28 protein-coding genes are annotated in these 22,090 nt (G+C 63.4%); 10 read left to right on the forward strand and 18 right to left on the reverse strand.

Translation table 11 applies throughout. The features are described 5' to 3' along the window. Positions 1 to 33: 33 nt before the first annotated feature. Positions 34 to 216, forward strand: coding sequence for a DUF3008 family protein (locus tag CK230_RS18290; RefSeq protein WP_095818543.1), 183 nt, complete (start codon positions 34 to 36; stop codon positions 214 to 216). 66 nt (positions 217 to 282) lie between these two features. Here the strand turns inward: CK230_RS18290 and CK230_RS18295 are convergent, their stop codons facing one another. After that, positions 283 to 486 carry a hypothetical protein gene (locus CK230_RS18295; protein ID WP_095818544.1) on the reverse strand — a complete coding sequence of 68 codons (204 nt, stop codon included), beginning with the start codon at positions 484 to 486 and terminating at the stop codon, positions 283 to 285. Positions 487 to 855: 369 nt separating this feature from the next. Between CK230_RS18295 and rpsD the strand changes: the two genes are divergently transcribed. The 3 genes from rpsD to CK230_RS18310 all read left to right on the forward strand — a co-directional run bounded on the left by rpsD (position 856) and on the right by CK230_RS18310 (position 3,295). Next, positions 856 to 1,473, forward strand: a complete 618-nt coding sequence (gene rpsD / locus CK230_RS18300) for a 30S ribosomal protein S4 (protein ID WP_095818545.1) — start codon at positions 856 to 858, stop codon at positions 1,471 to 1,473. Between the two features lie 108 nt (positions 1,474 to 1,581). Further along, positions 1,582 to 2,478, forward strand: a complete 897-nt coding sequence (gene ttcA / locus CK230_RS18305; RefSeq protein ID WP_095818728.1) for a tRNA 2-thiocytidine(32) synthetase TtcA — start codon at positions 1,582 to 1,584, stop codon at positions 2,476 to 2,478. Continuing rightward, positions 2,468 to 3,295 carry an inositol monophosphatase family protein gene (locus CK230_RS18310; protein ID WP_095818546.1) on the forward strand — a complete coding sequence of 276 codons (828 nt, stop codon included), beginning with the start codon at positions 2,468 to 2,470 and terminating at the stop codon, positions 3,293 to 3,295. The genes ttcA and CK230_RS18310 overlap by 11 nt, the downstream gene beginning before the upstream one ends. Before the next feature lie 39 nt (positions 3,296 to 3,334). Here CK230_RS18310 and CK230_RS18315 read toward each other — a convergent pair whose 3' ends face one another. From CK230_RS18315 to CK230_RS18340, 6 genes are all read right to left on the reverse strand, one after another. Next, positions 3,335 to 4,603 carry a multidrug effflux MFS transporter gene (locus CK230_RS18315; RefSeq protein WP_095818729.1) on the reverse strand — a complete coding sequence of 423 codons (1,269 nt, stop codon included), beginning with the start codon at positions 4,601 to 4,603 and terminating at the stop codon, positions 3,335 to 3,337. 157 nt (positions 4,604 to 4,760) lie between these two features. After that, the gene (gene grxD, locus CK230_RS18320; RefSeq protein ID WP_040981263.1) at positions 4,761 to 5,096 is read right to left on the reverse strand and encodes a Grx4 family monothiol glutaredoxin; all 336 of its coding nucleotides are present in this window, start codon (positions 5,094 to 5,096) and stop codon (positions 4,761 to 4,763) included. Positions 5,097 to 5,347: 251 nt separating this feature from the next. Next, positions 5,348 to 5,581, reverse strand: a complete 234-nt coding sequence (locus tag CK230_RS18325; protein WP_006206026.1) for a BolA family transcriptional regulator — start codon at positions 5,579 to 5,581, stop codon at positions 5,348 to 5,350. A gap of 110 nt (positions 5,582 to 5,691) precedes the next feature. Next, positions 5,692 to 6,216 carry a hypothetical protein gene (locus tag CK230_RS18330; RefSeq protein WP_095818547.1) on the reverse strand — a complete coding sequence of 175 codons (525 nt, stop codon included), beginning with the start codon at positions 6,214 to 6,216 and terminating at the stop codon, positions 5,692 to 5,694. Next, positions 6,213 to 8,444, reverse strand: coding sequence for a phosphoribosylformylglycinamidine synthase subunit PurL (purL, locus tag CK230_RS18335; protein WP_095818548.1), 2,232 nt, complete (start codon positions 8,442 to 8,444; stop codon positions 6,213 to 6,215). Before purL ends, CK230_RS18330 begins: the two co-directional genes overlap by 4 nt. 147 nt (positions 8,445 to 8,591) lie before the next feature. After that, a complete protein-coding gene (locus CK230_RS18340) occupies positions 8,592 to 9,998 on the reverse strand; it encodes a PLP-dependent aminotransferase family protein (protein WP_095818549.1) in 1,407 nt (468 codons plus the stop codon). A 91-nt stretch (positions 9,999 to 10,089) separates the two neighbouring features. Here CK230_RS18340 and CK230_RS18345 point away from each other — a divergent pair, with 91 nt between their 5' ends. Next, positions 10,090 to 10,338, forward strand: a complete 249-nt coding sequence (locus CK230_RS18345; RefSeq protein ID WP_095818730.1) for a DUF1127 domain-containing protein — start codon at positions 10,090 to 10,092, stop codon at positions 10,336 to 10,338. Positions 10,339 to 10,436: 98 nt separating this feature from the next. Here CK230_RS18345 and CK230_RS18350 read toward each other — a convergent pair whose 3' ends face one another. From CK230_RS18350 to purC, 7 genes are all read right to left on the reverse strand, one after another. Then, complete coding sequence (locus CK230_RS18350) at positions 10,437 to 11,099, reverse strand: Pr6Pr family membrane protein (protein WP_095818550.1); 663 nt, start codon at positions 11,097 to 11,099, stop codon at positions 10,437 to 10,439. Positions 11,100 to 11,106: 7 nt separating this feature from the next. Further along, positions 11,107 to 11,517, reverse strand: a complete 411-nt coding sequence (locus tag CK230_RS18355) for a hypothetical protein (protein ID WP_095818551.1) — start codon at positions 11,515 to 11,517, stop codon at positions 11,107 to 11,109. Between the two features lie 38 nt (positions 11,518 to 11,555). Further along, positions 11,556 to 12,224, reverse strand: coding sequence for a phosphoribosylformylglycinamidine synthase subunit PurQ (gene purQ / locus CK230_RS18360; protein WP_095818552.1), 669 nt, complete (start codon positions 12,222 to 12,224; stop codon positions 11,556 to 11,558). Then, complete coding sequence (locus CK230_RS18365) at positions 12,221 to 12,772, reverse strand: RNA 2'-phosphotransferase (protein ID WP_095818731.1); 552 nt, start codon at positions 12,770 to 12,772, stop codon at positions 12,221 to 12,223. The genes purQ and CK230_RS18365 overlap by 4 nt, the downstream gene beginning before the upstream one ends. A gap of 29 nt (positions 12,773 to 12,801) precedes the next feature. After that, entirely contained in the window at positions 12,802 to 13,056 is a 255-nt protein-coding gene (locus CK230_RS18370; protein WP_095818732.1) for a hypothetical protein, read from the reverse strand. Positions 13,057 to 13,075: 19 nt separating this feature from the next. Continuing rightward, positions 13,076 to 13,315 (reverse strand): phosphoribosylformylglycinamidine synthase subunit PurS, encoded by a 240-nt coding sequence (purS, locus tag CK230_RS18375; RefSeq protein ID WP_095818553.1) that lies wholly within the window; start codon positions 13,313 to 13,315, stop codon positions 13,076 to 13,078. A gap of 62 nt (positions 13,316 to 13,377) precedes the next feature. Next, positions 13,378 to 14,172 carry a phosphoribosylaminoimidazolesuccinocarboxamide synthase gene (gene purC, locus CK230_RS18380; RefSeq protein ID WP_042644540.1) on the reverse strand — a complete coding sequence of 265 codons (795 nt, stop codon included), beginning with the start codon at positions 14,170 to 14,172 and terminating at the stop codon, positions 13,378 to 13,380. A 275-nt stretch (positions 14,173 to 14,447) separates the two neighbouring features. Between purC and CK230_RS18385 the strand changes: the two genes are divergently transcribed. Both CK230_RS18385 and CK230_RS18390 read left to right on the forward strand, forming a co-directional pair. Further along, positions 14,448 to 14,768, forward strand: coding sequence for a DUF1476 domain-containing protein (locus CK230_RS18385; protein WP_095818554.1), 321 nt, complete (start codon positions 14,448 to 14,450; stop codon positions 14,766 to 14,768). Between the two features lie 110 nt (positions 14,769 to 14,878). Next, a complete protein-coding gene (locus CK230_RS18390) occupies positions 14,879 to 15,652 on the forward strand; it encodes an HpcH/HpaI aldolase/citrate lyase family protein (RefSeq protein ID WP_095818555.1) in 774 nt (257 codons plus the stop codon). Between the two features lie 7 nt (positions 15,653 to 15,659). On the opposite strand, the gene CK230_RS18395 is transcribed toward CK230_RS18390, so the two are convergent. Then, positions 15,660 to 16,217 carry an alpha/beta hydrolase gene (locus CK230_RS18395; RefSeq protein ID WP_095818733.1) on the reverse strand — a complete coding sequence of 186 codons (558 nt, stop codon included), beginning with the start codon at positions 16,215 to 16,217 and terminating at the stop codon, positions 15,660 to 15,662. Between the two features lie 189 nt (positions 16,218 to 16,406). Here CK230_RS18395 and CK230_RS18400 point away from each other — a divergent pair, with 189 nt between their 5' ends. Continuing rightward, a complete protein-coding gene (locus CK230_RS18400; protein WP_095818734.1) occupies positions 16,407 to 17,219 on the forward strand; it encodes a VOC family protein in 813 nt (270 codons plus the stop codon). A 201-nt stretch (positions 17,220 to 17,420) separates the two neighbouring features. Here the strand turns inward: CK230_RS18400 and purB are convergent, their stop codons facing one another. Next, entirely contained in the window at positions 17,421 to 18,728 is a 1,308-nt protein-coding gene (gene purB, locus CK230_RS18405; RefSeq protein ID WP_095818556.1) for an adenylosuccinate lyase, read from the reverse strand. Positions 18,729 to 19,033: 305 nt separating this feature from the next. On the opposite strand from purB, the gene CK230_RS18415 reads away from it, so the two are divergent. Beyond that, positions 19,034 to 19,291: a DUF2171 domain-containing protein gene (locus tag CK230_RS18415; protein WP_095818735.1), complete on the forward strand. Its 258-nt coding sequence runs from the start codon at positions 19,034 to 19,036 to the stop codon at positions 19,289 to 19,291. 15 nt (positions 19,292 to 19,306) lie between these two features. Here the strand turns inward: CK230_RS18415 and CK230_RS18420 are convergent, their stop codons facing one another. Together CK230_RS18420 and CK230_RS18425 are read right to left on the reverse strand one after the other, a co-directional pair. Next, positions 19,307 to 20,323, reverse strand: a complete 1,017-nt coding sequence (locus CK230_RS18420) for a P1 family peptidase (protein WP_095818557.1) — start codon at positions 20,321 to 20,323, stop codon at positions 19,307 to 19,309. Further along, positions 20,323 to 21,393, reverse strand: a complete 1,071-nt coding sequence (locus CK230_RS18425; protein ID WP_095818558.1) for a branched-chain amino acid ABC transporter substrate-binding protein — start codon at positions 21,391 to 21,393, stop codon at positions 20,323 to 20,325. The genes CK230_RS18420 and CK230_RS18425 overlap by 1 nt, the downstream gene beginning before the upstream one ends. A 192-nt stretch (positions 21,394 to 21,585) precedes the next feature. On the opposite strand from CK230_RS18425, the gene CK230_RS18430 reads away from it, so the two are divergent. Then, positions 21,586 to 22,080 carry a flavin reductase gene (locus tag CK230_RS18430; protein ID WP_095818736.1) on the forward strand — a complete coding sequence of 165 codons (495 nt, stop codon included), beginning with the start codon at positions 21,586 to 21,588 and terminating at the stop codon, positions 22,078 to 22,080. Positions 22,081 to 22,090: the final 10 nt, after the last annotated feature.

Here is a 22,090-nt window from a genome sequence, read left to right on the forward strand (position 1 = left end):
CTGGAATTGCTCTCCAGCAAAGGAGAAACGAACATGCCCGCCACATCGCAAGCCCAGCAAAAGGCAGCCGGCGCAGCGCTTTCGGCCAAGCGCGGCGAGATCAAGAAGAGCGAACTCAAGGGTGCTTCGCGTGAAATGTATGAATCGATGAGCGAGAAGCAGCTCGAGGAATTCGCGGAGACCAAACGCAAGGATCTGCCCAGCAAGAAGTCATAAGATCGGTCGAATGAAGGCCCGAGGCGTTGGCCGCGGGCCCGCGTCAATCCGTTGCTGCGCGATAGGCTAGTAGCGCCACCAGCAGTGCTTGGTCTTGTAGCGGACGACGTAGCGGTGGCCGTGGCGCCAGACCACTTTTTTCTTCACCACGACGCGGCAGACCTGCTTGTGGCCATACCAATGCCTTGCCATGGCCGGTTCAGGCGTCATGACCGCCATCGACGCGGCCAAGACGGCGGCTCCGGTCAGGGTCAGGAAGAACTTCTTCATGGGAATTCGGACTCCTCTGCTCTAGTCCCTTCATCAATGCCGAGCGTTTACGTTCGAAGACGTCGCATCCGCCCCGACGGCGCCGGCGTGCAACTTTCCGCCACATCCAGCATCGCATGCAACGCAGGGACGATAACGGTTTGCCCCTGACGTCGCCAGCCACAAGCTTGACAGCGGTTAAATCTGTGTTTAACAGGCCCACCAACACCGGGTGGCGACGCCCGGTGGTTTCTTTTGACGTGTCCCGTGGGTTTCCGTCGCTTTGCGTGGAAAACCCTGTCAGGTCTCGAAAACGGAGGCCAGAGGAGGGCGCGTTTCCTTCGCCCGGAGCCATGGGGTCCCGGGTATATTGTTTTGAAAGGGAATGCGATGAGCAAGCGCGAATCCGCGAAATACAAGATCGACCGCCGCCTTGGCGAAAACATCTGGGGCCGCCCGAAGTCCCCGGTCAACAAGCGTGAATACGGCCCCGGCCAGCATGGCCAGCGCCGCAAGGGCAAGCTTTCCGACTTCGGCCTGCAGCTGCGCGCCAAGCAGAAGCTGAAGGGTCACTATGGCGACGTTTCGGAAAAGCAGTTCCGCAAGGTCTATGAAGAGGCCAACCGCCGCAAGGGCGACACCTCCGAAAACCTGATCGGTCTGCTGGAGTCGCGCCTCGACGCGATCGTCTACCGCGCCAAGTTCGTACCGACCATCTTCGCCGCCCGTCAGTTCGTCAACCACGGCCATGTCAACGTAAACGGCAGGCGCACCAACATCGGTTCGTATCGCTGCAAGCCGGGCGACCTCATCGAGGTGCGCGAGAAGTCGAAGCAGCTCGTGATCGTGCTGGAATCGGTCGCTCTCGCCGAGCGCGACGTCCCGGACTACATCGAAGCCGACCACAACAAGATGACCGCGACCTTCGCGCGGGTTCCGGGCCTCTCGGACGTTCCGTTCGCCGTGCAGATGGAGCCGAACCTGGTCGTCGAATTCTACTCGCGCTGATCGAACTCAATCAGCCGCAACATCCAAGGCCGCCCCTCGAGGCGGCCTTTTCTTTGTTCGCTATGTCCGGTAAGCCGTGCGCCAACAGGACCCGTGGGCACCAGCGCCATGAACATGCTGCCAGATGTGAAATCCCTAGAGCCGATCGACGATGAGGCCGATGGCGGCTTCCATCCGCTGTTTCGCGACGTGCCGTCCTCGGTCGAATTCAACAAGCTGCGCAAGCGGCTGTTGAGGCTCACCCGCCAAGCGATCGACGATTTCGCCATGGTCAAGCCCGGCGAGCGCTGGCTCGTGGCGCTCTCGGGCGGCAAAGACTCCTACGGCCTGCTGGCGCTTCTGCTCGACCTCAAATGGCGCGGCCTGCTCCTCGTGGATCTGCTTGCCTGCAATCTCGACCAGGGCCAGCCGAATTTCCCGAAACATATCCTGCCCGACTATCTCAACGCCAACGGCATCGCGCATCGCATCGAATACCAGGACACCTATTCGGTGGTGACCGACAAGCTGCCGGAAGGCAGCACCTATTGCTCGCTCTGTTCGCGGTTGCGGCGCGGTCATCTCTATCGCATCGCGCGCGAGGAGGGGTGCTCGGCGCTGGTGCTCGGCCACCACCGCGAGGACATCCTCGAGACCTTCTTCATGAACCTGCTCCATGGCGGTCGCCTTGCCGCCATGCCGCCCAAGCTCCTCAATGACGAGGGCGACGTCATGGTGCTGCGGCCGCTCGCCTACAGCGCCGAGGCTGATCTCGAAAAATTCGCCAACGCGATGAAATTCCCGATCATTCCGTGCGACCTGTGCGGCAGCCAGGAAGGGCTGCAGCGCAACGCCATGAAGGCGATGCTCGACGACATCGAGAAGCGCATGCCGGGCCGCAAGGATACGATGATCCGCGCCATGACCAATGTGCGGCCCTCGCACCTGCTCGACCGAAAACTGTTCGATTTCGCTGCGCTCAATGCGCGCCTCACCACAGGGCAAGACATTTCCGATGACATTTGACGATCGCGCGATCGACTGGCTGGCCGACCTTCTTGCCGATGCAGCCAGGGTTGAAATCATGCCGCGTTTCCGGCGGCTCAGCGAGGGCGACGTTCGCCAGAAGAGCTCCGCCGCCGACCTCGTCACCGAGGCGGACGTCAATGCCGAGAGGCTGATCACTGCCCGGCTGCGCGAGCGCTATCCAGACGCCATGGTGGTCGGCGAGGAGGCCTGCTCCGACAATCCGGCGCTGCTGTCGGGCCTTGGCGATGCCGCGCTTGCCTTCGTCATCGATCCGGTCGACGGCACCTTCAATTTCGCCTCCGGCGTGCCGCTATTCGGCGTCATGGCCGCTGTCGTCGTCAATGGCGAGACCGTCGCCGGCATCATCCACGATCCGGTCGGCAAGGACTGGCTGATCGGCGCCAAGGGCGCCGACAGCCATATCCGCCACGCGCATGGCGCGCTGGAGAAGGTTCGCGTCGCGGCGCCGGTGCCCATGGCGCAGATGACCGGCGCCGTTTCCTGGCAGTTCCTCCAAGAGCCTGAACGCTCGCGGCTCGCCCGCAACCAGACCAAGACGCTGTCGCAATTCGCCTATCGCTGCGCGGCGCATGAATACCGGCTGCTTGCGAGCGGTCACGCCCATTTCGTGCTCTACAACAAGCTGATGCCCTGGGATCATCTCGCCGGCGCGCTGATCCATCAGGAAGCCGGCGGCCATGTCGCGCGCGTCGATGGCAGCGCCTATCTGCCGTCGCATGTCGATGGCGGTCTTCTGGTCGCGCCGGACAAGCCAACCTGGGACGAGTTGCGCCGCGAGCTCTGGGCTGAATAAGCCGCGCCCAGGCCGGCGGTCTGCCGGCTAGGCGGCAATCTAGTGCAGATCGGTGACGTGCCCCGAAACAGGGGGATTGTGGGGCTGGAACATCCTGCCCCGCTCGGCGATCAGGATCATCAGCAAGGCCGCGACCGAGACGCTGCAGAAGCCGGCGGCCAGAGGCGTGACCGTGCCGTTATAGGCCTGGCCGATCGCCGCGCCGATCAGAGCACCGAGAAAAGTCTGCATGAAGCCCAGGATGGATGCCGCCGTGCCGGCGAGTTCGCCGAGCGGCTCCATGGCCAGAGCGTTGAAATTCGCGCCCAGCCCGCCGAATGGCAGCATCGCGCCGGCAAAGAAGGTGACGAAGAGCCAGAGCGGCATCTGCATCTCCAGCGAGACCACCAGCCAGGCAAGGCTGATGCACAGGAAGATGAGTAGCGCGCCCTGCGACAGGCGGCGCATGCCAATTTGGCCGACCAGCCGCGAATTGAGATAGTTGGAGAAGGCAAGCACGCCTGCGACGCCGGCGAAGATCAGCGGGAACAATTCGCCGACATGGAAGATGTCGATGTAGATCTGCTGCGCCGAACTGATGAAGCCGAACATGGCGGCGAAGATGAACGTGCTGGCAAAGGCATAGCAAAGCGTGAGCCGGTTGGTGAGCACGATGCGGAAGCCGCCGAGCACGGATCCTACCGTGAGCGAGCGGCGATATTCGGGATGCAGCGTCTCCGGCAGGCGCAGCAGAGCCCAGGTCGAAACGATCAGCGCGCCGATAGCCATGGTGACGAAAATCCAGTGCCAGCTGGCGAACAGCATGACGAACTGGCCGATGCTGGGCGCGATGACCGGGATGGCCATGAACACCATGAAGATCAGCGACATCACCTCGGCCATACGCCGGCCTTCGAACGTGTCGCGCACGATCGAGACGGCGATGACGCGGGTTGCGGCCGCGCCGATGCCCTGGATGAGACGCCAGGTCAGCAACAGAGCGAAACTGGGCGCCATGGCGGCGGCAGCCGCAGCCACGACATAGACAACCAGGCCAAAGACCAGTGGCGCGCGGCGTCCGAAGCGATCCGAAATGGGCCCAAAGAAAAGCTGTCCGCCGCCGAAGCCGAGCATATAGGCGGTGATGACATATTGGCGGTGGTTCTCGCTCTCGACGCCGAGCGAGGCGCCGATCTGCTGCAGCGCCGGCAGCATGATGTCGATGGCCAGGGAGTTGAGCGCCATCAGCGCTGCGCATAGCGCGATGAATTCCCAGCGCGGAATGGGCAAGCTGCTTGCCCGTTGCGACGCTTCCACCTGCTTGTCCACGGCAAAGTCCGATCTTTCAACGAACAAGCGCCGGCTGGCCGGCGCGCTGGTTCGTCTCATCCCCGCGATGCGGGTTCATGATTGCCGAGGTGGGGGCGGCCCCGGGCGATGCCTGCCGGCCGAAGGGTTAGCCTTCGCGCCGGCGAGCAAGATTGAATCAGGCCGCGCCTTTGACGCTGACGCCCTTTTCGACCAGGAAGTCCTGCAACTCGCCGGCCTGGAACATTTCACGCACGATGTCGCAACCGCCGACGAATTCGCCCTTCACATAGAGCTGCGGGATGGTCGGCCAGTTGGAATAATCCTTGATGCCCTGGCGCAGTTCGGCCGAGTCGAGCACGTTGACGCCTTTGTAGTCGGCCCCGATGTAATCGAGGATCTGCACCACCTGGCCGGAAAAGCCGCATTGCGGAAAGCCGGGGGTGCCCTTCATGAAGAGCACGACGTCGTTGCTCTTCACTTCATTGTCGATGTAGTCGCTGATGCCGGTCATGGACGATCCTTTCACGCCTGTGGGAGTCAGGCTCGAAGCATGTCCATCAAATAAACCCATAGGGTGGCTGAAACAAGACGTTAGCCGAGACACTGGCCCAATGGGCAAGGGATAACGCGATTTTGGGCCAAGGCTAGAACGGTTCACCGTATCAAGGTAACGCCGAACCGCTCTATCTCTTTGTTTTACGCAATTCCGGACGGAAAACCGTTACACACTTTTCCTGGAATTGCTCTGGGTGGCGATAGCGCTCAGTCCGGGACGCTGGTCTGCAGCGCCAGCGCATGCAGCACGCCGCCCATATTGCCCTTCAATGCGTCATAGACCATCTGGTGCTGCTGGACACGGCTCTTGCCCCGAAAACTCTCCGCAACAACCTCGGCAGCGTAATGGTCGCCGTCGCCGGCGAGGTCACGGATCGTCACCTTGGCGTCCGGAATGCCTTCCTTGATCAGTTTTTCGATGTCGTGGGCATCCATTGCCATGGCAAAATCCTGTCTCGTGCGCGGGCAGCTAGGCAGCACCGGTATGGTCTGACTCGGGAGCCTAAAGCCTTTCCGGCCCGGATTGAAGCCGTTCCGTCCGTGACAGCGGCCTAAGAATTATCCCGCTTCGAATGGACCACGCCGTCTTCAGTGACGTCATCGCGGGTCGAGAAGGCCCGGCCAAGGCTGAAGGTCAGTATATAGAGCGGGATGTTGATCAGCAGGCCGACGATCGGAAGATAGCTCGTCATTCGCCAGGCGGACGAGAAGAAGGGTTGGCCATAGCCGTCGCAGACCAGGGACGAGCCATAGTCCCAAGTCGTTCCGATGATCGCGGCAACGACGAAGAGCTTGATGCAGGTCGCGACATGCCGTGCCCGCGCCGGCTCCGGGGCGAGCCTGTCCCACAGCACCAGGCAGACGACCGGAACCGCGTAGATCAGGGTCTGCAAGACGAGCATCGGCAAAGCGGCATTGGCCCCGGCAAGGAACTCGGCGCGGGTTTCCAGCCGTGGGCACACCTCGCTCGAGGTCGTCGACAGCAACAAGAAAACGAACGGGCCGAGAAACCAGAAGAAGAACAGCGAAGGCCAGAAGACGACTGCGACCAGGGCCCTGGCGGTAAGCCTCGTCAACTGGCCTGGTCCATGAAGCGCGGGAACCAACCTTCATGGGCAGCCTTCAACTCGCTCACCGGGATCGCACGGGCGTCGCCGAGTTTCAGCGTGCTGCCGCCCGTGGTGCCGATCCAGGGCGCGAAGATGCCAAGCTTCTCCTGCTCCTGGCGGATCCGGTCCCATTCGCCGCTTTGAGGGTCGATCGACAGCGTCAGCAGGTAGCGGCCCTGGTCTTCGCCGAACCAGACTGGAATCGGGTCGGTGCCGGTCAGCCCCGGGATGGTGGCGCCAACGCCGGAGGCCATCGCCATTTCCGCCAGTGCTATCGCCAGGCCGCCGTCCGAAACGTCGTGCGCGGCGGTGACGATGCCGGACGAGATCAGCGAGCGCACATGGTCGCCGACGCGCTTTTCATGCGCGAGGTCGATCGGCGGCGGCGGACCGTCGGCGCGGCCATGGATGTCGCGCATATAGATGGACTGGCCGAGATGGCTGCCCCAGCTCGGTGGCGCGCCGACCAGCACGATCATCTGGTCTTCGGCGGCAAAGCCGATGCGCGCCATCTTCGACCAGTCTACGATCAGCCCGACGCCGCCGATGGTCGGCGTCGGCAGGATGCCGCGGCCATTGGTTTCGTTGTAGAGCGAGACATTGCCGGAGACGATCGGGAAGCCCAGCGCCCGGCAGGCATCGCCGATGCCCTTAACGGCGCCGACGAACTGGCCCATGATCTCGGGCCGCTCCGGATTGCCGAAATTGAGGTTGTCGGTGGCGGCGAGCGGCAGCGCGCCGGTGGCGGTCAGGTTGCGCCAGCATTCGGCCACGGCCTGCTTGCCGCCTTCGTAAGGGTCGGCCTCGCAGTAGCGCGGCGTGACGTCGGAAGAGAAGGCGAGCGCCTTGGTCGGATGGCCTTCGACACGCACCACGCCGGCATCGCCGCCAGGAAGCTGCAGCGAATTGCCCTGGATCAGCGTGTCGTACTGCTCCCACACCCAGCGGCGCGAGGAGAGGTCCGGCCCACCCAGCATCTTGAGCAGCGCGTCGGCGATATCCGCCTTCGGCGCATCATTCGCTGCCAGTGGTGCCGGCTTCTTCGCCTCGACCCAGGGACGGTCATATTCCGGCGCCTGGTCGCCCAGTTCCTTGATCGGAAGGTTGGCGACTTCGTCGCCCTGGTGGATGACACGGAAGCGCAGGTCGTCGGTGGTCTTGCCGACAATGGCGAAGTCGAGCCCCCATTTGCGGAAGATCGCTTCGGCTTCCTCTTCCTTCTCGGGGCGCAGCACCATCAGCATGCGCTCCTGGCTTTCCGACAGCATCATCTCATAGGCGCTCATGCGCTCCTCGCGCACCGGCACCTTGTCGAGGTCGAGCTCGATGCCGAGATCGCCCTTGGCGCCCATCTCGACGGCCGAGCAGGTCAGGCCGGCCGCGCCCATGTCCTGGATGGCGATGACGGCGCCCGACGCCATCAGCTCGAGGCAGGCTTCCAGCAGGCATTTTTCGGTGAAGGGATCCCCGACCTGCACGGTCGGGCGCTTCTCCTCGATCTTGTCGTCGAACTCGGCCGAGGCCATGGTGGCGCCGCCGACGCCGTCGCGTCCAGTCTTGGCGCCGAGATAGACGACCGGCAAGCCGACGCCCTTGGCCTGCGACAGGAAGATGGCATTGGTCTTGGCAAGGCCAGCCGCAAAGGCGTTGACCAGGATGTTGCCGTTGTAGCGGGCGTCGAAATTGACCTCGCCGCCGACGGTCGGCACACCGAATGAATTGCCGTAACCGCCGACGCCGGAAACCACGCCGGCGACCAGATGCCGGGTCTTGGGATGGTCCGGCGCGCCGAAGCGCAGCGCGTTCATCGCCGCGACCGGCCGCGCGCCCATGGTGAAGACGTCGCGCAGGATGCCGCCGACGCCGGTCGCCGCGCCCTGATAGGGCTCGATGTAGGAGGGATGGTTGTGGCTCTCCATCTTGAAGACGACGCAGTCGCCGTCGCCGATGTCGACCACGCCGGCATTCTCGCCTGGACCCTGGATGACTTGCGGCCCGGTCGTCGGCAGGGTGCGCAGCCATTTCTTGGACGACTTGTAGGAGCAGTGCTCGTTCCACATCGCCGAGAAGATGCCGAGCTCGGTGAAGCTCGGCTCGCGGCCAACCAGATCCAGGATGCGCTGGTATTCGTCGGGCTTCAGTCCATGCGCGGCGACGAGCTCGGGGGTGATCGGCACGGAATTGGAAATGGTCATGAGCGGCGATTTTTGTCCGTGGGAGAGGGGAGGTTCTTTGAGTCTCGTCTTATCGCAAGCTTTCGCGCGATACACCCCCACCAGATAGGGAAAACGCCGGAAAACTGCCACTCCGGTGACGCTTAGGGTCGGGGCTTTCAGGCTTGATCAGGAAAAACTGTCGTAACCGGCGCGGCCTTCGTCGAGCAGGCGGCGGATGACGGCGACGCCGCCGGCGACATCCTTGCTTTGCCGCGGTTGCGATACGCCGAAGCGCACGCCGTGAAAGACCTGCTCGGAGCGTCCGGCCTTGAACTCGTCCTCGTCGTCGATAAGCACGCCTTGCGCCAGGCAGGCGTTCTTAAAGGTGCCGGACAGCCAGGGGTCCGGCAAGGTCAGCCAGACGAAGGGCACGTTGTCCCTTGCCTTGAAGTCGAACCCCGCCAGCACGTCGCGCACGACAGCGAGGCGCGCCTGGATTTCGGCAATGCAGCGCTTACGGATATCGCCCGCCTGGCCGGACATCACCAGCCGCGTGCCGACCTCGGCCAGCAGGAAGGGCAGGCCGCCGGTCATCATCTTGTGCGCGACACGGATGCGGTGGCGGTAGGCCGGCGCGCAGGAAAGCCAGCCGCCGCGCACCCCGGCGGCGACCGACTTCGAAAGGCCGCCGGCGACAATGGTGCGCTCGGGCGCATATTCGGCCAGCAGCGGTGTCGGGTCGTCGGTGAGCTCGCCGTAAAGGTCGTCCTCGATCAGCGCGACGTTGTACTCGCGCGCAATCTTTGCGATCGCCTGGCGTCGCTCCGCCGACAGCGTCACCAGCGTTGGATTCTTCGCGGTCGGCATCAGGAACATCACCTTTGGATGTTTCTGCGCGCAGACGCGCTCGAAATCATCCGGGTCGATGCCGTTGTCGTCAGTCGAGACCAGAGCGATGCGTCGCCCGATCAGCCCGGCGCTGCGGGCGATCTGCGAATAGGTGAGGTGCTCGAAGACGACGTAGTCGCCGGGCATGGTCAGCGCCGCGATCGCCGCCATGACCGCGGCATGCGTGCCCAGCGTCGGCACGATCGAATCGGGCGAGGGGCGGAAGGAATTGCGCGCCAGCCAGCGGCTGCCCGCCTCATACCAGCGTTCGGGAAAATCACGCGTGTAGCTCGAAATATCGTACGGATGTTCCTGCGCGGTACGCGCCAGGATATCGGCGATCACCGCGCCCTGGCCGACATCGGGCGCGGCAGTGCTGTCGAAGCGCAGCTTGCCGCTCGGCGCGTCGATGGGGCGCGTGCCTTGCAAGCCGGGTTCGACGGGCCTTGGGGCTTCGGCGCGCTGGCCGAGCACATAGGTGCCGCGACCGACCTCGCCGCTCACCAGGCCACGTTCGCGCAGCAGCTGATAGGCCCTGCCGATGGTGCCGACGGTCGTGCCGATGTCATAGGCGAGGTCGCGCTGCGGTGGCAGTTTTGCACCGGCATCGATGACGCCCTTGTCGATATCTGACTCAATGCTGTCAGCAAGACGCTGGTATAGCGGACCGGAGCCAGAGGAGAGGTCAGGGAGCCAATTTGTCATGGTGACAATTTTCTATATTGCACCGCTCGATGAGTCAATCCATATCGAGGCGGCGGTTGTAAAGGTACAATCGAGACAAGGCAGAACGACAATGAATACAATTGAGACAATTCGCTACGCTCACCCAGCTTTTGGCGCGCAGACCGAGCCCTTGGCCCATCGCGGCTTTGTCGGCCGGATGGTGGCTATGCTCCGTTCCATCGCCACGCAGATCGGCCGCATGCTGGAGCGCCGGCGCGGCCGCCTCGCATTGCTGGAGATGACGGACGAGCAACTCAAGGATATCGGCGTATCGCGCTGCGATGCCCATCGCGAAGGCATCAGGTCGTTCTGGGAGTGATGATCTAGTGCGTTTTCACAGAAACGGTGAAACGCACTATCTCCTTGTTTTTGCGCAATTCCGGACGGAAAACAGCTCACACTTTTCCTGGAATTGCTCTATCGGCGGCCCGATTGGACGCGGGTTGCGGGTTTCCCCCGCACCCGGCCGATGCCGTGATCGACTAGCACGGCAAGCACGCTCAATCCGATGAACAGCGCCGTGACGCCCACAGCCGAAACGGCGACGCTGGCCGAGCCGTTCTTGACGACGTCGAGGAACGGGTAGGGTACTTCGCCAGCGAAGGGCGCGCGGATCAGCGCGTAGGCGAGGTAGGCGAGCGGATAGATCATCCACCAGGAGATATCGCGCCAGCGCGTCGAGCCATCCGCGCCGGCAATGAGCCACCACAGCACGAAGATCAGCGGCGTGACATAGTGGAGCAGGATGTCGCATAGCAGGAACAGGCCCTGCGGTTGCCACAGGCCCGACAGGACGGTCGCATAGACGATGAAGACCAGCGTGATGGCGACCGCGACGCCGGCCCGCATGCGCTGCCCGGCGAAGGCCGGGAACCAGGCATAGCCGGTGGGCGATAGCAGCGAAGCATGCACCATCACAGCGGCGATGTTGGTCAAGATGGTGAAGAAGCTGAAAAGAAAGACGATCGAGCCAAGCAGGCTGCGCCCGGCCGCCATCGACGCCGGAATGGTGATCGCGGCTTGCAGGACGAGCCCGATAAGCCCGATAACCAGTCCCGCCATCTGCAGGAACCGGCTCATGGCAGGTTCACGCGGCAGCCGCGCAGGACGGATTGCCGGCCTGCCAGCGGGCAATATCGGAGCCGATGCGCGCGCCGAGCGGCTCGTTCATCAGCGGCCCGAACACGTCGACGCGGCTGGAATTGCCCTGCGCCTGCACCACCAGCAGCGGCTTGCCGCCATAATGCTTGGCGGGCACGAGCAGGAAGCGCGGCGTGCCGCTGTAGGAATTGAGCTCATTGGCCATCTGGTAGGCCTTGAAGGCCGGATCCTTGCTGGCGATCCAGCATTTATGCGCCGAGATGGCGACCTGTTCCATGGCCAGCAGCGAGGCGCTTTTGCCTGATGGAACCGGCGTCGTCTTAGGGCTGGATTGGCAGGAAGCCAAGGCAAGCCCGCTGGCGGCCAAGAGAGCAAGGCGAGCAATCGTCGGTCTCATCGTCAGTCCGCCCCGCGTCCCGATAGGATGTTAAAGGATCAAGCCGCGATGCCGAGCGCGCTTTCGAACAGCGCGCGACCGTCATTGCCGCCATGCGCTGCCTCGATCAGGTTTTCGGGGTGCGGCATCAGACCGAGCACATTGCCCTTGTCGTTGACGATGCCGGCGATGTCGTTGATCGAGCCGTTGGGGTTGGTGCCTTCCGCGTAGCGGAACACCACCTGGCCTTCGCCTTCGAGCCGGGCGAGCGTTTCAGCATCGGCGAAATAATTGCCGTCGTGATGCGCTACTGGCGAGCGGATGATCTGTCCCGGCTGGTAGCCGCGGGTGAACATGGTGTTGGCATTGGCGATCTCAAGCTTGACCTGCCGGCAGACGAATTTCAGTGAGGCGTTGCGCATCAGCGCGCCGGGCAGCAGTCCTGCCTCGACCAGGATCTGGAAGCCGTTGCAGACGCCGATGAGGGTGACGCCCTTGGCGGCCTTTTCGGCCACCGCCCGCATCACCGGCATGCGCGCCGCGATCGCGCCGCAGCGCAGATAGTCGCCGAAGGAGAAGCCTCCGGGGATCGCGATCAGGTCGACATCGGGGATTTCGGTGTCGGTCTGCCACACCGTCGCCGGCGCCTGGCCGGATATCTTGGTCAGCGCCGCGATCATGTCGCGGTCGCGGTTTAGGCCAGGCAGGAGGACGACGGCTGATTTCATGGCAGTTCCCGTTCACTGATGTCACGCAGATACCGGGGCGGCACGCTATCGGTCAACCAGACGCCATTGTCGGAAAGAAAGAAAATCAGCCCATCCCCGGCCATGGCCGCCGAGTCGACCTGAAGGATAACATCTTTTCCCTTGCGGCGCCGCGCGACGCTGCTAGCGGTCTCGATATCATTCGACAGATGCACATGCTGGCGCGATTGGCTGGTGAGGCCTTCGCGCAGGATCGCCGGAAGAAATTCTTCCTTGGTGCCATGATAGAGCAACTCCGGTGGCGCGCTCGATGCCAGCCCGAGGTCGATGTCGACGCTGTGGCCCTGCACGGCGCGGATGCGGCTGCCCTCGATGGCAAACCGCTTCTTAGGGTTCTCCGCGACAACGCGCGCGACATCGGCGGGCGAGGCGCCGAATTTCCGCTCGATCACCGCGCAGAGCGCACCGAGATCGGCCCAGCCGTTTTTGTCCAGAACAAGCCCCGCTTCCTGCGGCGCATGCCGCAGCACGAGGCTCATGAATTTCGAGATCTGCATGTCGTTCGGCATGAGTTGCAGTTTCACATGCCGAACCAGCGTTATTTCGGCTCAAAAGGCTTTTGTGCCTCAGCGAGTTCACGCAATTCGAGGCGTTGCTCTATCCGTTCAAGACGTTGATCGATGCGACCCGTTATCGCGTAGATGTTGCTGACATCCGTTTGTGTGCCCAACGCCTGCAACCTGACCGCAACGATCTCGTGCCTGACCTCGCCGAGACCATCCTCAAGCCGGTCCATTCGTGAATGGATTTTCTTGAGGAGTTCGTACATCAGCTCGTTCGTCACTTCAGGCATCAGCCGCTCCGGCACAACCTCAGGTAAGCGTCACACTATAGTTCTCAATCACCGTGTTCGCCAGAAGCTTGTCGCACATGGCCTTGAGATCGGCTTCGGCCTTGGCCTTGTCGGTTCCGTTGAGCTCAATGTCGAACACCTTGCCCTGGCGCACCTGGCCGACACCGTCGAAGCCCAATCCGGAGAGCGCATGCTCGATCGCCTTGCCCTGCGGGTCGAGGACGCCGTTCTTGAGGGTCACGGTGATGCGGGCTTTCATCGATACTCCTAAATGACGGATCTGGCGGTGGACCTGCCATTACCCGGCAGGCCCGTTAGTATTCAGTGCTTCAGGCCCTTGGGCGCATCGGAAGAGGCGACGAGGACCGGACCTGTCGGGCGCGGCGGCTCGTTCTCATTGATGATGCCGAGACGGCGGGCGACTTCCTGATACGCCTCGACCAGGCCGCCCATGTCGCGGCGGAAGCGGTCCTTGTCGAGCTTGTCCTGCGTGGCGACATCCCACAGCCGGCAGGAATCCGGTGAAATCTCGTCGGCGACGACGATGCGCATCATGTCGCCCTCGAACAGGCGGCCGCATTCGATCTTGAAGTCGACAAGCTGGATGCCGACGCCGAGGAACAGGCCGGACAGGAAGTCGTTGACGCGGATGGCCAAGGCCATGATGTCGTCGATTTCCTGCGGGCTCGCCCAGCCGAAGGCGGTGATGTGCTCTTCCGACACCATCGGATCGTCGAGCGCGTCGGCCTTGTAGTAGAATTCGATGATCGAGCGCGGCAGCACCGTGCCTTCCTCGATGCCCAGGCGCTTGGACAGCGAGCCGGCGGCGACGTTGCGCACGACGACCTCGAGCGGGATGATCTCGACTTCCTTGATCAACTGCTCGCGCATGTTGAGCCGGCGGATGAAGTGGGTCGGAATGCCCATGCGGTTCAAGTGGTTGAAGATGTGCTCGGAAATGCGGTTGTTGAGCACGCCCTTGCCATCGACCACTTCGTGTTTCTTCTTGTTGAAGGCGGTGGCGTCATCCTTGAAGAACTGGATCAGCGTGCCCGGCTCAGGTCCCTCATAGAGGATCTTGGCCTTGCCTTCGTAAATGCGGCGGCGATTTTTCATTTGATTTTTTCTCTGGGTCTGCGGGCAGGCGGCAAGTGACCGGTTCCTGTCCGTCTGCCTAAATTAGTATGGCGACGGCGGTGTTCAATGCCGGTGTTATCGCAATCGCCTGGTTTGCTCAATCGCCAAATCCGGCGAATCAACCGCTTTCGGGACTGAAATGCCGCAGCGCAGCATGCGACGAAGTATATTGACCGGGTCGCAGCCTTTTGATTTGTGCTTGCCCACCACACATATTCACCGCGAACGCGAATCGGATTGATCGGAGGGACGTCATGAGCAGCATGAAAGACCGCGAAGAGGGCTTTGAGCGCAAATTCGTCTTCGACGAGGAACTTCGCTTCAAGGCCGCGGCGCGGCGCAACAAGGCGCTTGGCCTGTGGGCCGCCGAGAAGCTGGGCAAATCCGGCGCCGATGCCGAAGCCTATGCCAAGGAAGTGGTGGTCTCCGATATCGAGGAGGCGGGCGACCACGATGTCTTCCGCAAGATTCGCAAGGATTTCGATGCCGCCGGCGTCAACCAGTCCGACCATCAGATCCGCCGCACCATGGACGAGTTGATGGCGCAAGCGATCGAGGAGATCAAGAATGCCTGAGGCCGGGCTCTAGCTGGACCAATCGACCGCCCGGCCAAACCGGGCGGTTTTTCTTTGCCTTTGCCGTCGTTTCCGGCTGAAACTGCGGATTGTCATCAAGGAAAAGTTCGATGTCGCTCAAGTCCCGCCTGGCCGCCGACGAAACGCTGTTCACCGCCTGGTCTGGAGTGCCGGACGCGCTGACGGTGGAAATCATCGCCAAGCAGGGTTTTGACGCCGTCACCCTCGACATGCAGCATGGCGGCCATCATGAAGATAGCGTGCTGCGCGGCCTGGTGCCGGTGCTGGCCGCCAGCAAGCCGGCGCTGGTGCGCATTCCGGTCGGGCGCTTCGACATGGCAAGCCGCGCGCTCGATTTCGGCGCCGAGGCAGTGATCGCGCCGATGGTGAACTCGGTGGCCGACGCAAGGCAGTTCGCCGCCGCGATGAAATATCCGCCGCTGGGCGAGCGCTCCTGGGGGCCGACTTACGCGTTCCCGCGCCACGGCAAGGGCGACCACGCCGAATGGTTGCGCGACTCGAACCAGCGCACCATGGCCTTCGCGATGGTCGAGACGCGGGCGGCGTTCGAGGCGCTCGACGGCATCCTCGATACACCCGGCATCGACGGCATCTTCGTCGGTCCGTCGGATTTCTCGATCGCCTGGTCGAACGGAACGACCGTCAATTCGACGCTGGAAAGCATGATGGAGACGGTCGCGTCGATCGCCGAGCGGACGCGCAAGGCCGGAAAGCATGCGGCGATCTACGTCATCGAGCCGGCGGTCGCCGGCCGGGTCGTGTCGATGGGCTATCGGCTGCTGGCCATGGGTTCGGACCACACGCTGATCTCGCTTGGCGCGAAGACGCTGCTGAAAAGCATGCGGGATTCGATCGGCGCTTGAGGTCGGCCTAGGGCTGCTTCAGCTCAGTCAGAAATTTGGCGAAGGTCATCGAACCTTCCGGCCACGGGCCGAAGCCGGCATCGTGGTTGAGATGACCTGCCTCGCCGGCGTCGATGAAGAGCGACCCCCAGGCGGCGGCGAGATCCTCGGCGATCTCGAAGGCGCAGAACGGGTCGTTGCGGCTGGCGATGACGATCGACGGGAAGGGCAGCGGATCGCGCGAATAAGGGCCAAAGGTCATCAGATGTTTCGGCCTGATTTCCGGGTTCGAGACATCCGGCGGCGCGACGAAGAAAGCGCCGGCGACTGGCTTCTTGAATTGCGGGATGGCCTGCACCGCCGCCGCGACGCCAAGCGAATGCGCAACGAGCACCACCGGGCGTTCGGCCTCGTTCACGGCGTTCGCCACGCTCGCCGTCCAGTCCTCGCGCACGGGCTTCGTCCATTCCGCCTGCTCGACCCGGCGCGCCGTCGACAGTTTCGACTGCCAGCGGGTCTGCCAGTGCTCGGGGCCGGAATTGGTGTAGCCCGGCACGATCAGGATATCTGCGTCTTTGACTTTCATGGCGCCGATGTAGCGAGCGGCTTTGCCGGCTGCAACCCTGTCGGACATATCGATACGATCACAATCGTGAACAACTTGTTCGATTCTTGCTGTCTTGTGTGAACGATCGCAATGGACGATCTGAGGGAAGAAGAGCCGGTTGCCTGGAATCCTATATTGGGAACCAGCGTCTGCCGGATGGAGAACTTGATGAGCGAACTGCCTTTTGCCGCGACCACCCCCGTCAGCGTTTCGCGTGTCGGCCTGAAGGCACGCGACGCCGAGAGCCTGGCCGCCTATTACCGCGCCGTTGTTGGTCTGCAGGAACTGAGCCGCGCCGACGGCGCCATCACGCTCGGCGCCGCCAACCGCCCGCTGCTGGTGCTTGAACAGGATGCTTCGGCGAAGCCCGACGATCCACGCAGCGCCGGGCTCTTCCACACCGCTTTCCTGTTGCCGTCGCGCGCCGATCTTGGCCGCTGGATCAGCCACGCCGCTGCCAACCGCATCGGCATCGAGGGCGCGTCCGACCATCTGGTCAGCGAGGCGCTCTATCTGACCGATCCGGAAGGCAATGGCATCGAGATCTATGCCGACCGCCGCCCGCAGGACTGGAAATGGAACGGCGGCAGAATAGCCATGGCGACCGAGCGGCTGAACCTGCCGGCGGTGGTGGGCAGCGTGCCGGCGGGCGATGCCGGATGGCAGGGCGCGCCAGAAAACACCATTGTCGGCCATGTGCATCTGCGCGTCGGCCGGCCGGAAGATGCGGAGGCCTGGTGGCACGACCAGTTCGGCTTCGACACCGTCGCCAAATATGGCAGCCAGGCGGTGTTCCTGTCGTCCGGCCATTACCATCACCATATCGGCGCCAATGCCTGGCAGAGCGCCGGCGCCGGCCGTCGCGATCCGTCTCGCGCGGGCCTCGCCTGGGTCCAGATGCGCTCGGATAGTGTGAAGGATGAGACTTCGCGGGAAGACCCGTGGGGCACGGTGATCAGGACTGTGCCGGGGAAGGCTTGAGCCGGCGTCGGTGACAGCGTCTTTCTCCCCGTCACTATACGGGGAGAAATGCCCGGCAGGGCAATGAGGGGCAGCGCCGAGGTTGCGAAGTTATCGTTCTTGTAAAATAGGATAAGTGGCATTACGGCCGAGGTCGGCGCCGCCCCTCATCCGCCCTTCGGGCACCTTCTCCCCGTCTAGAGACGGGGAGAAGGAAAGACCTCAAGCTTCCCCAAAAACCCGCTTGAAGATCGTGTCGACATGCTTGGTGTGGTAGCCGAGGTCGAATTTCTCGCGGATCTCGGCTTCGGAGAGGGCCGCGGTCACGTCCTTGTCAGCCAGCAGTTCCTCCAGGAAATCGGCGCCGTGCTCCCAGACTTTCATGGCGTTGCGCTGCACAAGGCGGTAGGCGTCCTCGCGTGACAGGCCGGCCTGGGTCAGTGCGAGCAGCACGCGCTGCGAATGCACCAGGCCTCTGAACTTGTTGAGGTTCTTCTCCATATTCTCGGGATAGACGAGCAGCTTGTCGACGACGCCGGTGAGGCGCGCCAGCGCGAAATCCAGAGTCACCGTCGCGTCCGGCCCGATCATGCGTTCGACCGAGGAATGCGAAATGTCGCGCTCGTGCCAGAGCGCCACGTCTTCCATGGCAGGCAGCGCCATCGAACGCACCATCCGGGCAAGGCCGGTGAGGTTTTCGGTCAACACCGGGTTGCGCTTGTGCGGCATGGCCGACGAGCCCTTCTGGCCCGGCGAGAAATACTCTTCCGCTTCCAGCACTTCGGTGCGCTGCAGATGGCGGATCTCGACGGCGAGGCGCTCGACCGACGAGGCGATGACGCCCAGCGTGGCAAAGAACATGGCATGCCGGTCGCGCGGAATGACCTGGGTCGACACCGGCTCCGGCTTCAGCCCGAGCTTTGCCGCCACATGCTCTTCGACATAGGGCTCGATGTTGGCGAAGGTGCCGACCGCGCCGGAGATCGCACATGTTGCAATGTCCTCCCGCGCGTGCACCAGTCGCTCGCGGCAGCGCGAGAACTCGGCATAGGCCTGTGCCAGCTTGACGCCGAAGGTGGTCGGCTCGGCATGGATGCCATGGCTGCGGCCGATGGTGACGGTGTCCTTGTGCTCGAAGGCGCGGCGCTTCAGGGCGCCAAGCAGCGCATCGATGTCGGCGAGCAGGATGTCGCTGGCGCGCGTCAGCTGCACGGCAAGGCAGGTGTCGAGCACGTCCGACGAGGTCATGCCCTGGTGGATGAAGCGGGCGTCCGGTCCGACGAATTCGGCGAGATGGGTCAGGAAAGCGATAACGTCATGCTTGGTGACACGTTCGATCTCGTCGATCTTGGCGACGTCGAACTTGGCCGCGCCGCCTTTTTCCCAGATCGTCCTTGCCGCTTCCTTCGGGATGACGCCCAGCTCGGCCAGCGCATCGCAGGCATGCGCCTCGATCTCGAACCAGATGCGGAAGCGGGTTTCGGGCGACCAGTTGGCGACCATTTCCGGCCGGGAATAGCGAGGGATCATCCGTTTTTCAGTTCCTGCTTGGGAGAAGCGTCGGCCGCGTCCTAACAGAGGCGGGCCCAATGCTCAACGCCGCTGCCGCGCAAACCAGATGCTTGTCGCGACAAGTGCCGCGAAACCCAGCTGAAAATAGAGCCGGACGCCAAGCGGGAGGAACTGGTAGAGCGCGGTGAGCAGCGCGAAGGTGTGAATTCATATCTATCACGCCATGGTGAACGAGACGTGCGGTGCGATGCATCCAATCCGGCGTTCATTTGTTATTGTCGGCCGTCTCGCATCCGAAGGGGCACATCCAGCGGAGAACCAGCATGAGCACCGACATCAGCAAGATACGCGGACATATGGAAGTGATCGGCGCCGACGGCGTCCATATCGGCGCCGTCGACAAGGTTGAGGGTGACCGGATCAAGCTGACCAAGGCCGACAGCGGCATGGGCTCGCACAAGGGACATCACCATTACATTTCGCTCGCCCTGGTCGCGGAGATCGACGGGCAGAAGGTCTGGCTTTCCGCGAATTCCGATGTCGCGGTCACCTTCGAGGAAGAGAAATCCGATCCGACCTGATCGGCGCCGACGCGATCAGCGCGACGCCCATACCGGGAACAGATCGCCGTCGGCCGGTGTCGCGGCATGGACGCCGCGGCTGATGGCCCGCGCCATGGTCGCGCCGGCCGCCGCGAACAGGTCGATCGCGGCATCGGCACCGAGCTCGATGCCGCTTCTGCCGGTCGCCAGGGCAAACACCAGATCGCCGTCGGCCGGCGTATGCGTAGGCCAGATGGCGCGGGCGAAGCCGTCATGCGCCGAAATCGCCAGCCGCTTGGCCGCCGCTTTGGTGAGGACGGCGTCCGTGGCGATGACGGCGATGGTGGTGCTACCGGCTTCCCCATGTCCGCCAACATGCCTGTCGCGGTATTTCAGCAGGATCTTCCTGGCATCTTCGGGCAGCGGATCGGGGTAACCCAAGCCGCCGAACTCGTCGCCGATCTCGAAAGGCGCTGCCCAGAAATGGCGGCTGCCGCCGACCGTCACCGAGCCGGTGGGATTGACGGCGGCGAGCGCGCCGATGGTGACGCCGCTGTCGAGCAAGGTCGAAGCCGAACCCAGTCCGCCTTTCAGGCCGGAGGTCAGAGCGCCGGTGCCGGCGCCCGCCGTGCCGATGGCGAAATCGGCGGTTGCCGCCTGCACGGCCTCATAGCCAAGCTCGCGATAGGGCGGATAACGACCCCAATCCTTGTCGCCGCCATTGCGCAGGTCAAACAGGATCGCAGCCGGCACGATCGGCACGCGGAAGCCGCCGACCTCGACGCCGATGTTCTTCTCGCGCAGCGCCGCCTGCACGCCCGAGGCGGCGTCGAGGCCGAAGGCAGAGCCGCCCGACAGTACCACGGCATGGATCGTTGCGATCGAATTCTGCGGCTCGAGCAGGTCGGTCTCGCGCGTGCCCGGCGCGCCGCCCAGCACCTGAATGCCGGCCACGGCAGGTTCATCACACAGCACCACCGAGACGCCGGATTTCAGCCTTGGGTCGGTGGCATTGCCAACACAGAGGCCCGCAACGTCGGTGATCAGATTGCGCGGACCGGTGCGGAACATCACTTGTCCTCCAGCGGTACGAAATGCGTGCCGTCGAAGCGGAAGACGCGGAACGGGTTCTGGCCGAGGTCGCCCTTGTCGTCGAAGCGGATGGTGCCGATCGCTGTCGTGAAATCATGGCCGGTCAGCGCCTCGCCGAGCGGCCGGCCGGAGCTTTCCGCGCTGGTCAGCGCGGCCTTGGCGATCTCGACCGCGGCATAGGACGGCAGCGTGTAGCCGTCCGGCACGATGTTTTTTGCGCCGAAGGCCTGCACGATCTTGGGGTCGGCGACTTCCGACCATTCCGGCGGTGCGATCATCAGCGTGCCGACGGCGTAAGGCACATCGCCCGGCGGCGTGCGCAGGTTCTCGCCGCCGGCGAAGGCGATGCCGGCGTCGAGGGAGGCGGCGTCGCGGCCCATGATGGCGACGTCATCGCCGTCGCCGCCGGCGAACACCTTGGTCGCGCCGGCCTTCTTCAGCCGGCCGACCAACCCGATCTGGTTGTCGAGCTGCGGCCGGAACGTGTCGACGAAGACCGGCTTCAGCGCCGCCTGCTCGGCCGCGGCGCGGAAGGTCTCGGCCATTTCGCGGCCATAGATGGTGCCGTCATCGACGATGGCGAACAAGTCGTCGCGCCACAGCTGGGTAAGCCTGGCCGCAACCGCGTTGCGCTCATCGTCGCCGCGCGGACCGAGCCGGTATACCGGCCAGCCGGTCTTGGCGCGCCGGTCGGTGAGGCTTTCGGCGCGCACGCCGACCGTGATCACCGGAATGTTGGCACCTTTAAGGATCGGCAGCGCGGCCTCGATCGCCTCGGTGCAGAGAAATCCCACCACGACATTGACCTTGGCGTCGACGAATTCCTTTGCCGCCGTGGCGCCGCCGTCGGCCGTGCAGGCATCGTCGACGGCCTTGATTGCAATGCTGTTGGCCTCTGCAGCCAGGCCGGCGCCAGCCTCGACCTGCTTGCCTAGGATCGCCGACGGACCGGAAAGCGGCGCCGCAACGCCGACCAGCGTCTCGGCATCGGCGCTCGAGGCCAGCGGCAGCCAGAGCAGCACGGCTGATGTCGTCGTGAGAAGACGCATTCGGGCTAAGAGATCCTCCATGCCGGGAATACAGTCCCGACACTATTCCAAGAAATGCCTAAAGGCTGGCTAAGCGCCGCGCAACACGCGAATTTGCGGATTGCGGTCAAGCACTTCGCCCATGCCAGGTAACTTGTGGCGTGCAATATGCCGCCATATATAACGGGCTTGTTCTGACAGGTGGATTATCGCGTGCTGAAGATCAATGACATCGGGCCGCAGCACTATCGCGATGCGATGGCGCATTTTGCCGGCCATGTGCATGTGGTGACCACGGACGGGCCGGGTGGCAAACGCGGCGCTACGGTGATCGCCGCCTGTTCGGTTTCGGACACGCCGCCGACGGTCCTAGTCTGTCTTAATCGCGAAAACGCCAAGAACGAGGCTTTCGTCAAAAACGGCAGGTTCGCGCTCAACACGCTCGCCTCGGACCAGGAAGCCGTCTCGGTCGGCTTTTCCGGTGCCACCGGGTTGCCGGCGGACGAACGCTTCGCGCTTGCCGAGTGGGATGTGATCTCTACCGGCGCTCCGACCCTGAAAGGCGCCCTTGCCGTGTTCGACTGCGAGATCATCGATAGCAAGGACCTTGCCACTCACCGTGTGCTTTTTGGCAAGGTGACAGGCCTGCGCATCGGCGATAATTTGCGGCCGCTGATCTATCACAACCGCGGCTACCATTTTCTTTGAAACGTGCAAG

It is taken from the genome of Mesorhizobium sp. WSM3859, assembly GCF_002295065.1.
In the GTDB taxonomy this organism is placed as follows: Bacteria; Pseudomonadota; Alphaproteobacteria; order Rhizobiales; family Rhizobiaceae; genus Mesorhizobium.

What these genes read in the sequence shown, in the direction of transcription:
- CK230_RS18290 (WP_095818543.1), top strand. Translation starts at nt 34, where the DNA reads ATGCCCGCCACATCGCAAGCCCAGCAAAAGGCAGCCGGCGCAGCGCTT.
- CK230_RS18295 (WP_095818544.1), bottom strand. Translation starts at nt 486, where the DNA reads ATGAAGAAGTTCTTCCTGACCCTGACCGGAGCCGCCGTCTTGGCCGCG.
- rpsD (WP_095818545.1), top strand. Translation starts at nt 856, where the DNA reads ATGAGCAAGCGCGAATCCGCGAAATACAAGATCGACCGCCGCCTTGGC.
- ttcA (WP_095818728.1), top strand. Translation starts at nt 1,582, where the DNA reads ATGAACATGCTGCCAGATGTGAAATCCCTAGAGCCGATCGACGATGAG.
- CK230_RS18310 (WP_095818546.1), top strand. Translation starts at nt 2,468, where the DNA reads ATGACATTTGACGATCGCGCGATCGACTGGCTGGCCGACCTTCTTGCC.
- grxD (WP_040981263.1), bottom strand. Translation starts at nt 5,096, where the DNA reads ATGACCGGCATCAGCGACTACATCGACAATGAAGTGAAGAGCAACGAC.
- CK230_RS18325 (WP_006206026.1), bottom strand. Translation starts at nt 5,581, where the DNA reads ATGGCAATGGATGCCCACGACATCGAAAAACTGATCAAGGAAGGCATT.
- purL (WP_095818548.1), bottom strand. Translation starts at nt 8,444, where the DNA reads ATGACCATTTCCAATTCCGTGCCGATCACCCCCGAGCTCGTCGCCGCG.
- CK230_RS18340 (WP_095818549.1), bottom strand. Translation starts at nt 9,998, where the DNA reads ATGACAAATTGGCTCCCTGACCTCTCCTCTGGCTCCGGTCCGCTATAC.
- CK230_RS18345 (WP_095818730.1), top strand. Translation starts at nt 10,090, where the DNA reads ATGAATACAATTGAGACAATTCGCTACGCTCACCCAGCTTTTGGCGCG.
- CK230_RS18350 (WP_095818550.1), bottom strand. Translation starts at nt 11,099, where the DNA reads ATGAGCCGGTTCCTGCAGATGGCGGGACTGGTTATCGGGCTTATCGGG.
- CK230_RS18355 (WP_095818551.1), bottom strand. Translation starts at nt 11,517, where the DNA reads ATGAGACCGACGATTGCTCGCCTTGCTCTCTTGGCCGCCAGCGGGCTT.
- purQ (WP_095818552.1), bottom strand. Translation starts at nt 12,224, where the DNA reads ATGAAATCAGCCGTCGTCCTCCTGCCTGGCCTAAACCGCGACCGCGAC.
- CK230_RS18365 (WP_095818731.1), bottom strand. Translation starts at nt 12,772, where the DNA reads ATGCCGAACGACATGCAGATCTCGAAATTCATGAGCCTCGTGCTGCGG.
- CK230_RS18370 (WP_095818732.1), bottom strand. Translation starts at nt 13,056, where the DNA reads ATGCCTGAAGTGACGAACGAGCTGATGTACGAACTCCTCAAGAAAATC.
- purS (WP_095818553.1), bottom strand. Translation starts at nt 13,315, where the DNA reads ATGAAAGCCCGCATCACCGTGACCCTCAAGAACGGCGTCCTCGACCCG.
- purC (WP_042644540.1), bottom strand. Translation starts at nt 14,172, where the DNA reads ATGAAAAATCGCCGCCGCATTTACGAAGGCAAGGCCAAGATCCTCTAT.
- CK230_RS18385 (WP_095818554.1), top strand. Translation starts at nt 14,448, where the DNA reads ATGAGCAGCATGAAAGACCGCGAAGAGGGCTTTGAGCGCAAATTCGTC.
- CK230_RS18390 (WP_095818555.1), top strand. Translation starts at nt 14,879, where the DNA reads ATGTCGCTCAAGTCCCGCCTGGCCGCCGACGAAACGCTGTTCACCGCC.
- CK230_RS18395 (WP_095818733.1), bottom strand. Translation starts at nt 16,217, where the DNA reads ATGAAAGTCAAAGACGCAGATATCCTGATCGTGCCGGGCTACACCAAT.
- CK230_RS18400 (WP_095818734.1), top strand. Translation starts at nt 16,407, where the DNA reads ATGAGCGAACTGCCTTTTGCCGCGACCACCCCCGTCAGCGTTTCGCGT.
- purB (WP_095818556.1), bottom strand. Translation starts at nt 18,728, where the DNA reads ATGATCCCTCGCTATTCCCGGCCGGAAATGGTCGCCAACTGGTCGCCC.
- CK230_RS18415 (WP_095818735.1), top strand. Translation starts at nt 19,034, where the DNA reads ATGAGCACCGACATCAGCAAGATACGCGGACATATGGAAGTGATCGGC.
- CK230_RS18420 (WP_095818557.1), bottom strand. Translation starts at nt 20,323, where the DNA reads ATGTTCCGCACCGGTCCGCGCAATCTGATCACCGACGTTGCGGGCCTC.
- CK230_RS18425 (WP_095818558.1), bottom strand. Translation starts at nt 21,393, where the DNA reads ATGCGTCTTCTCACGACGACATCAGCCGTGCTGCTCTGGCTGCCGCTG.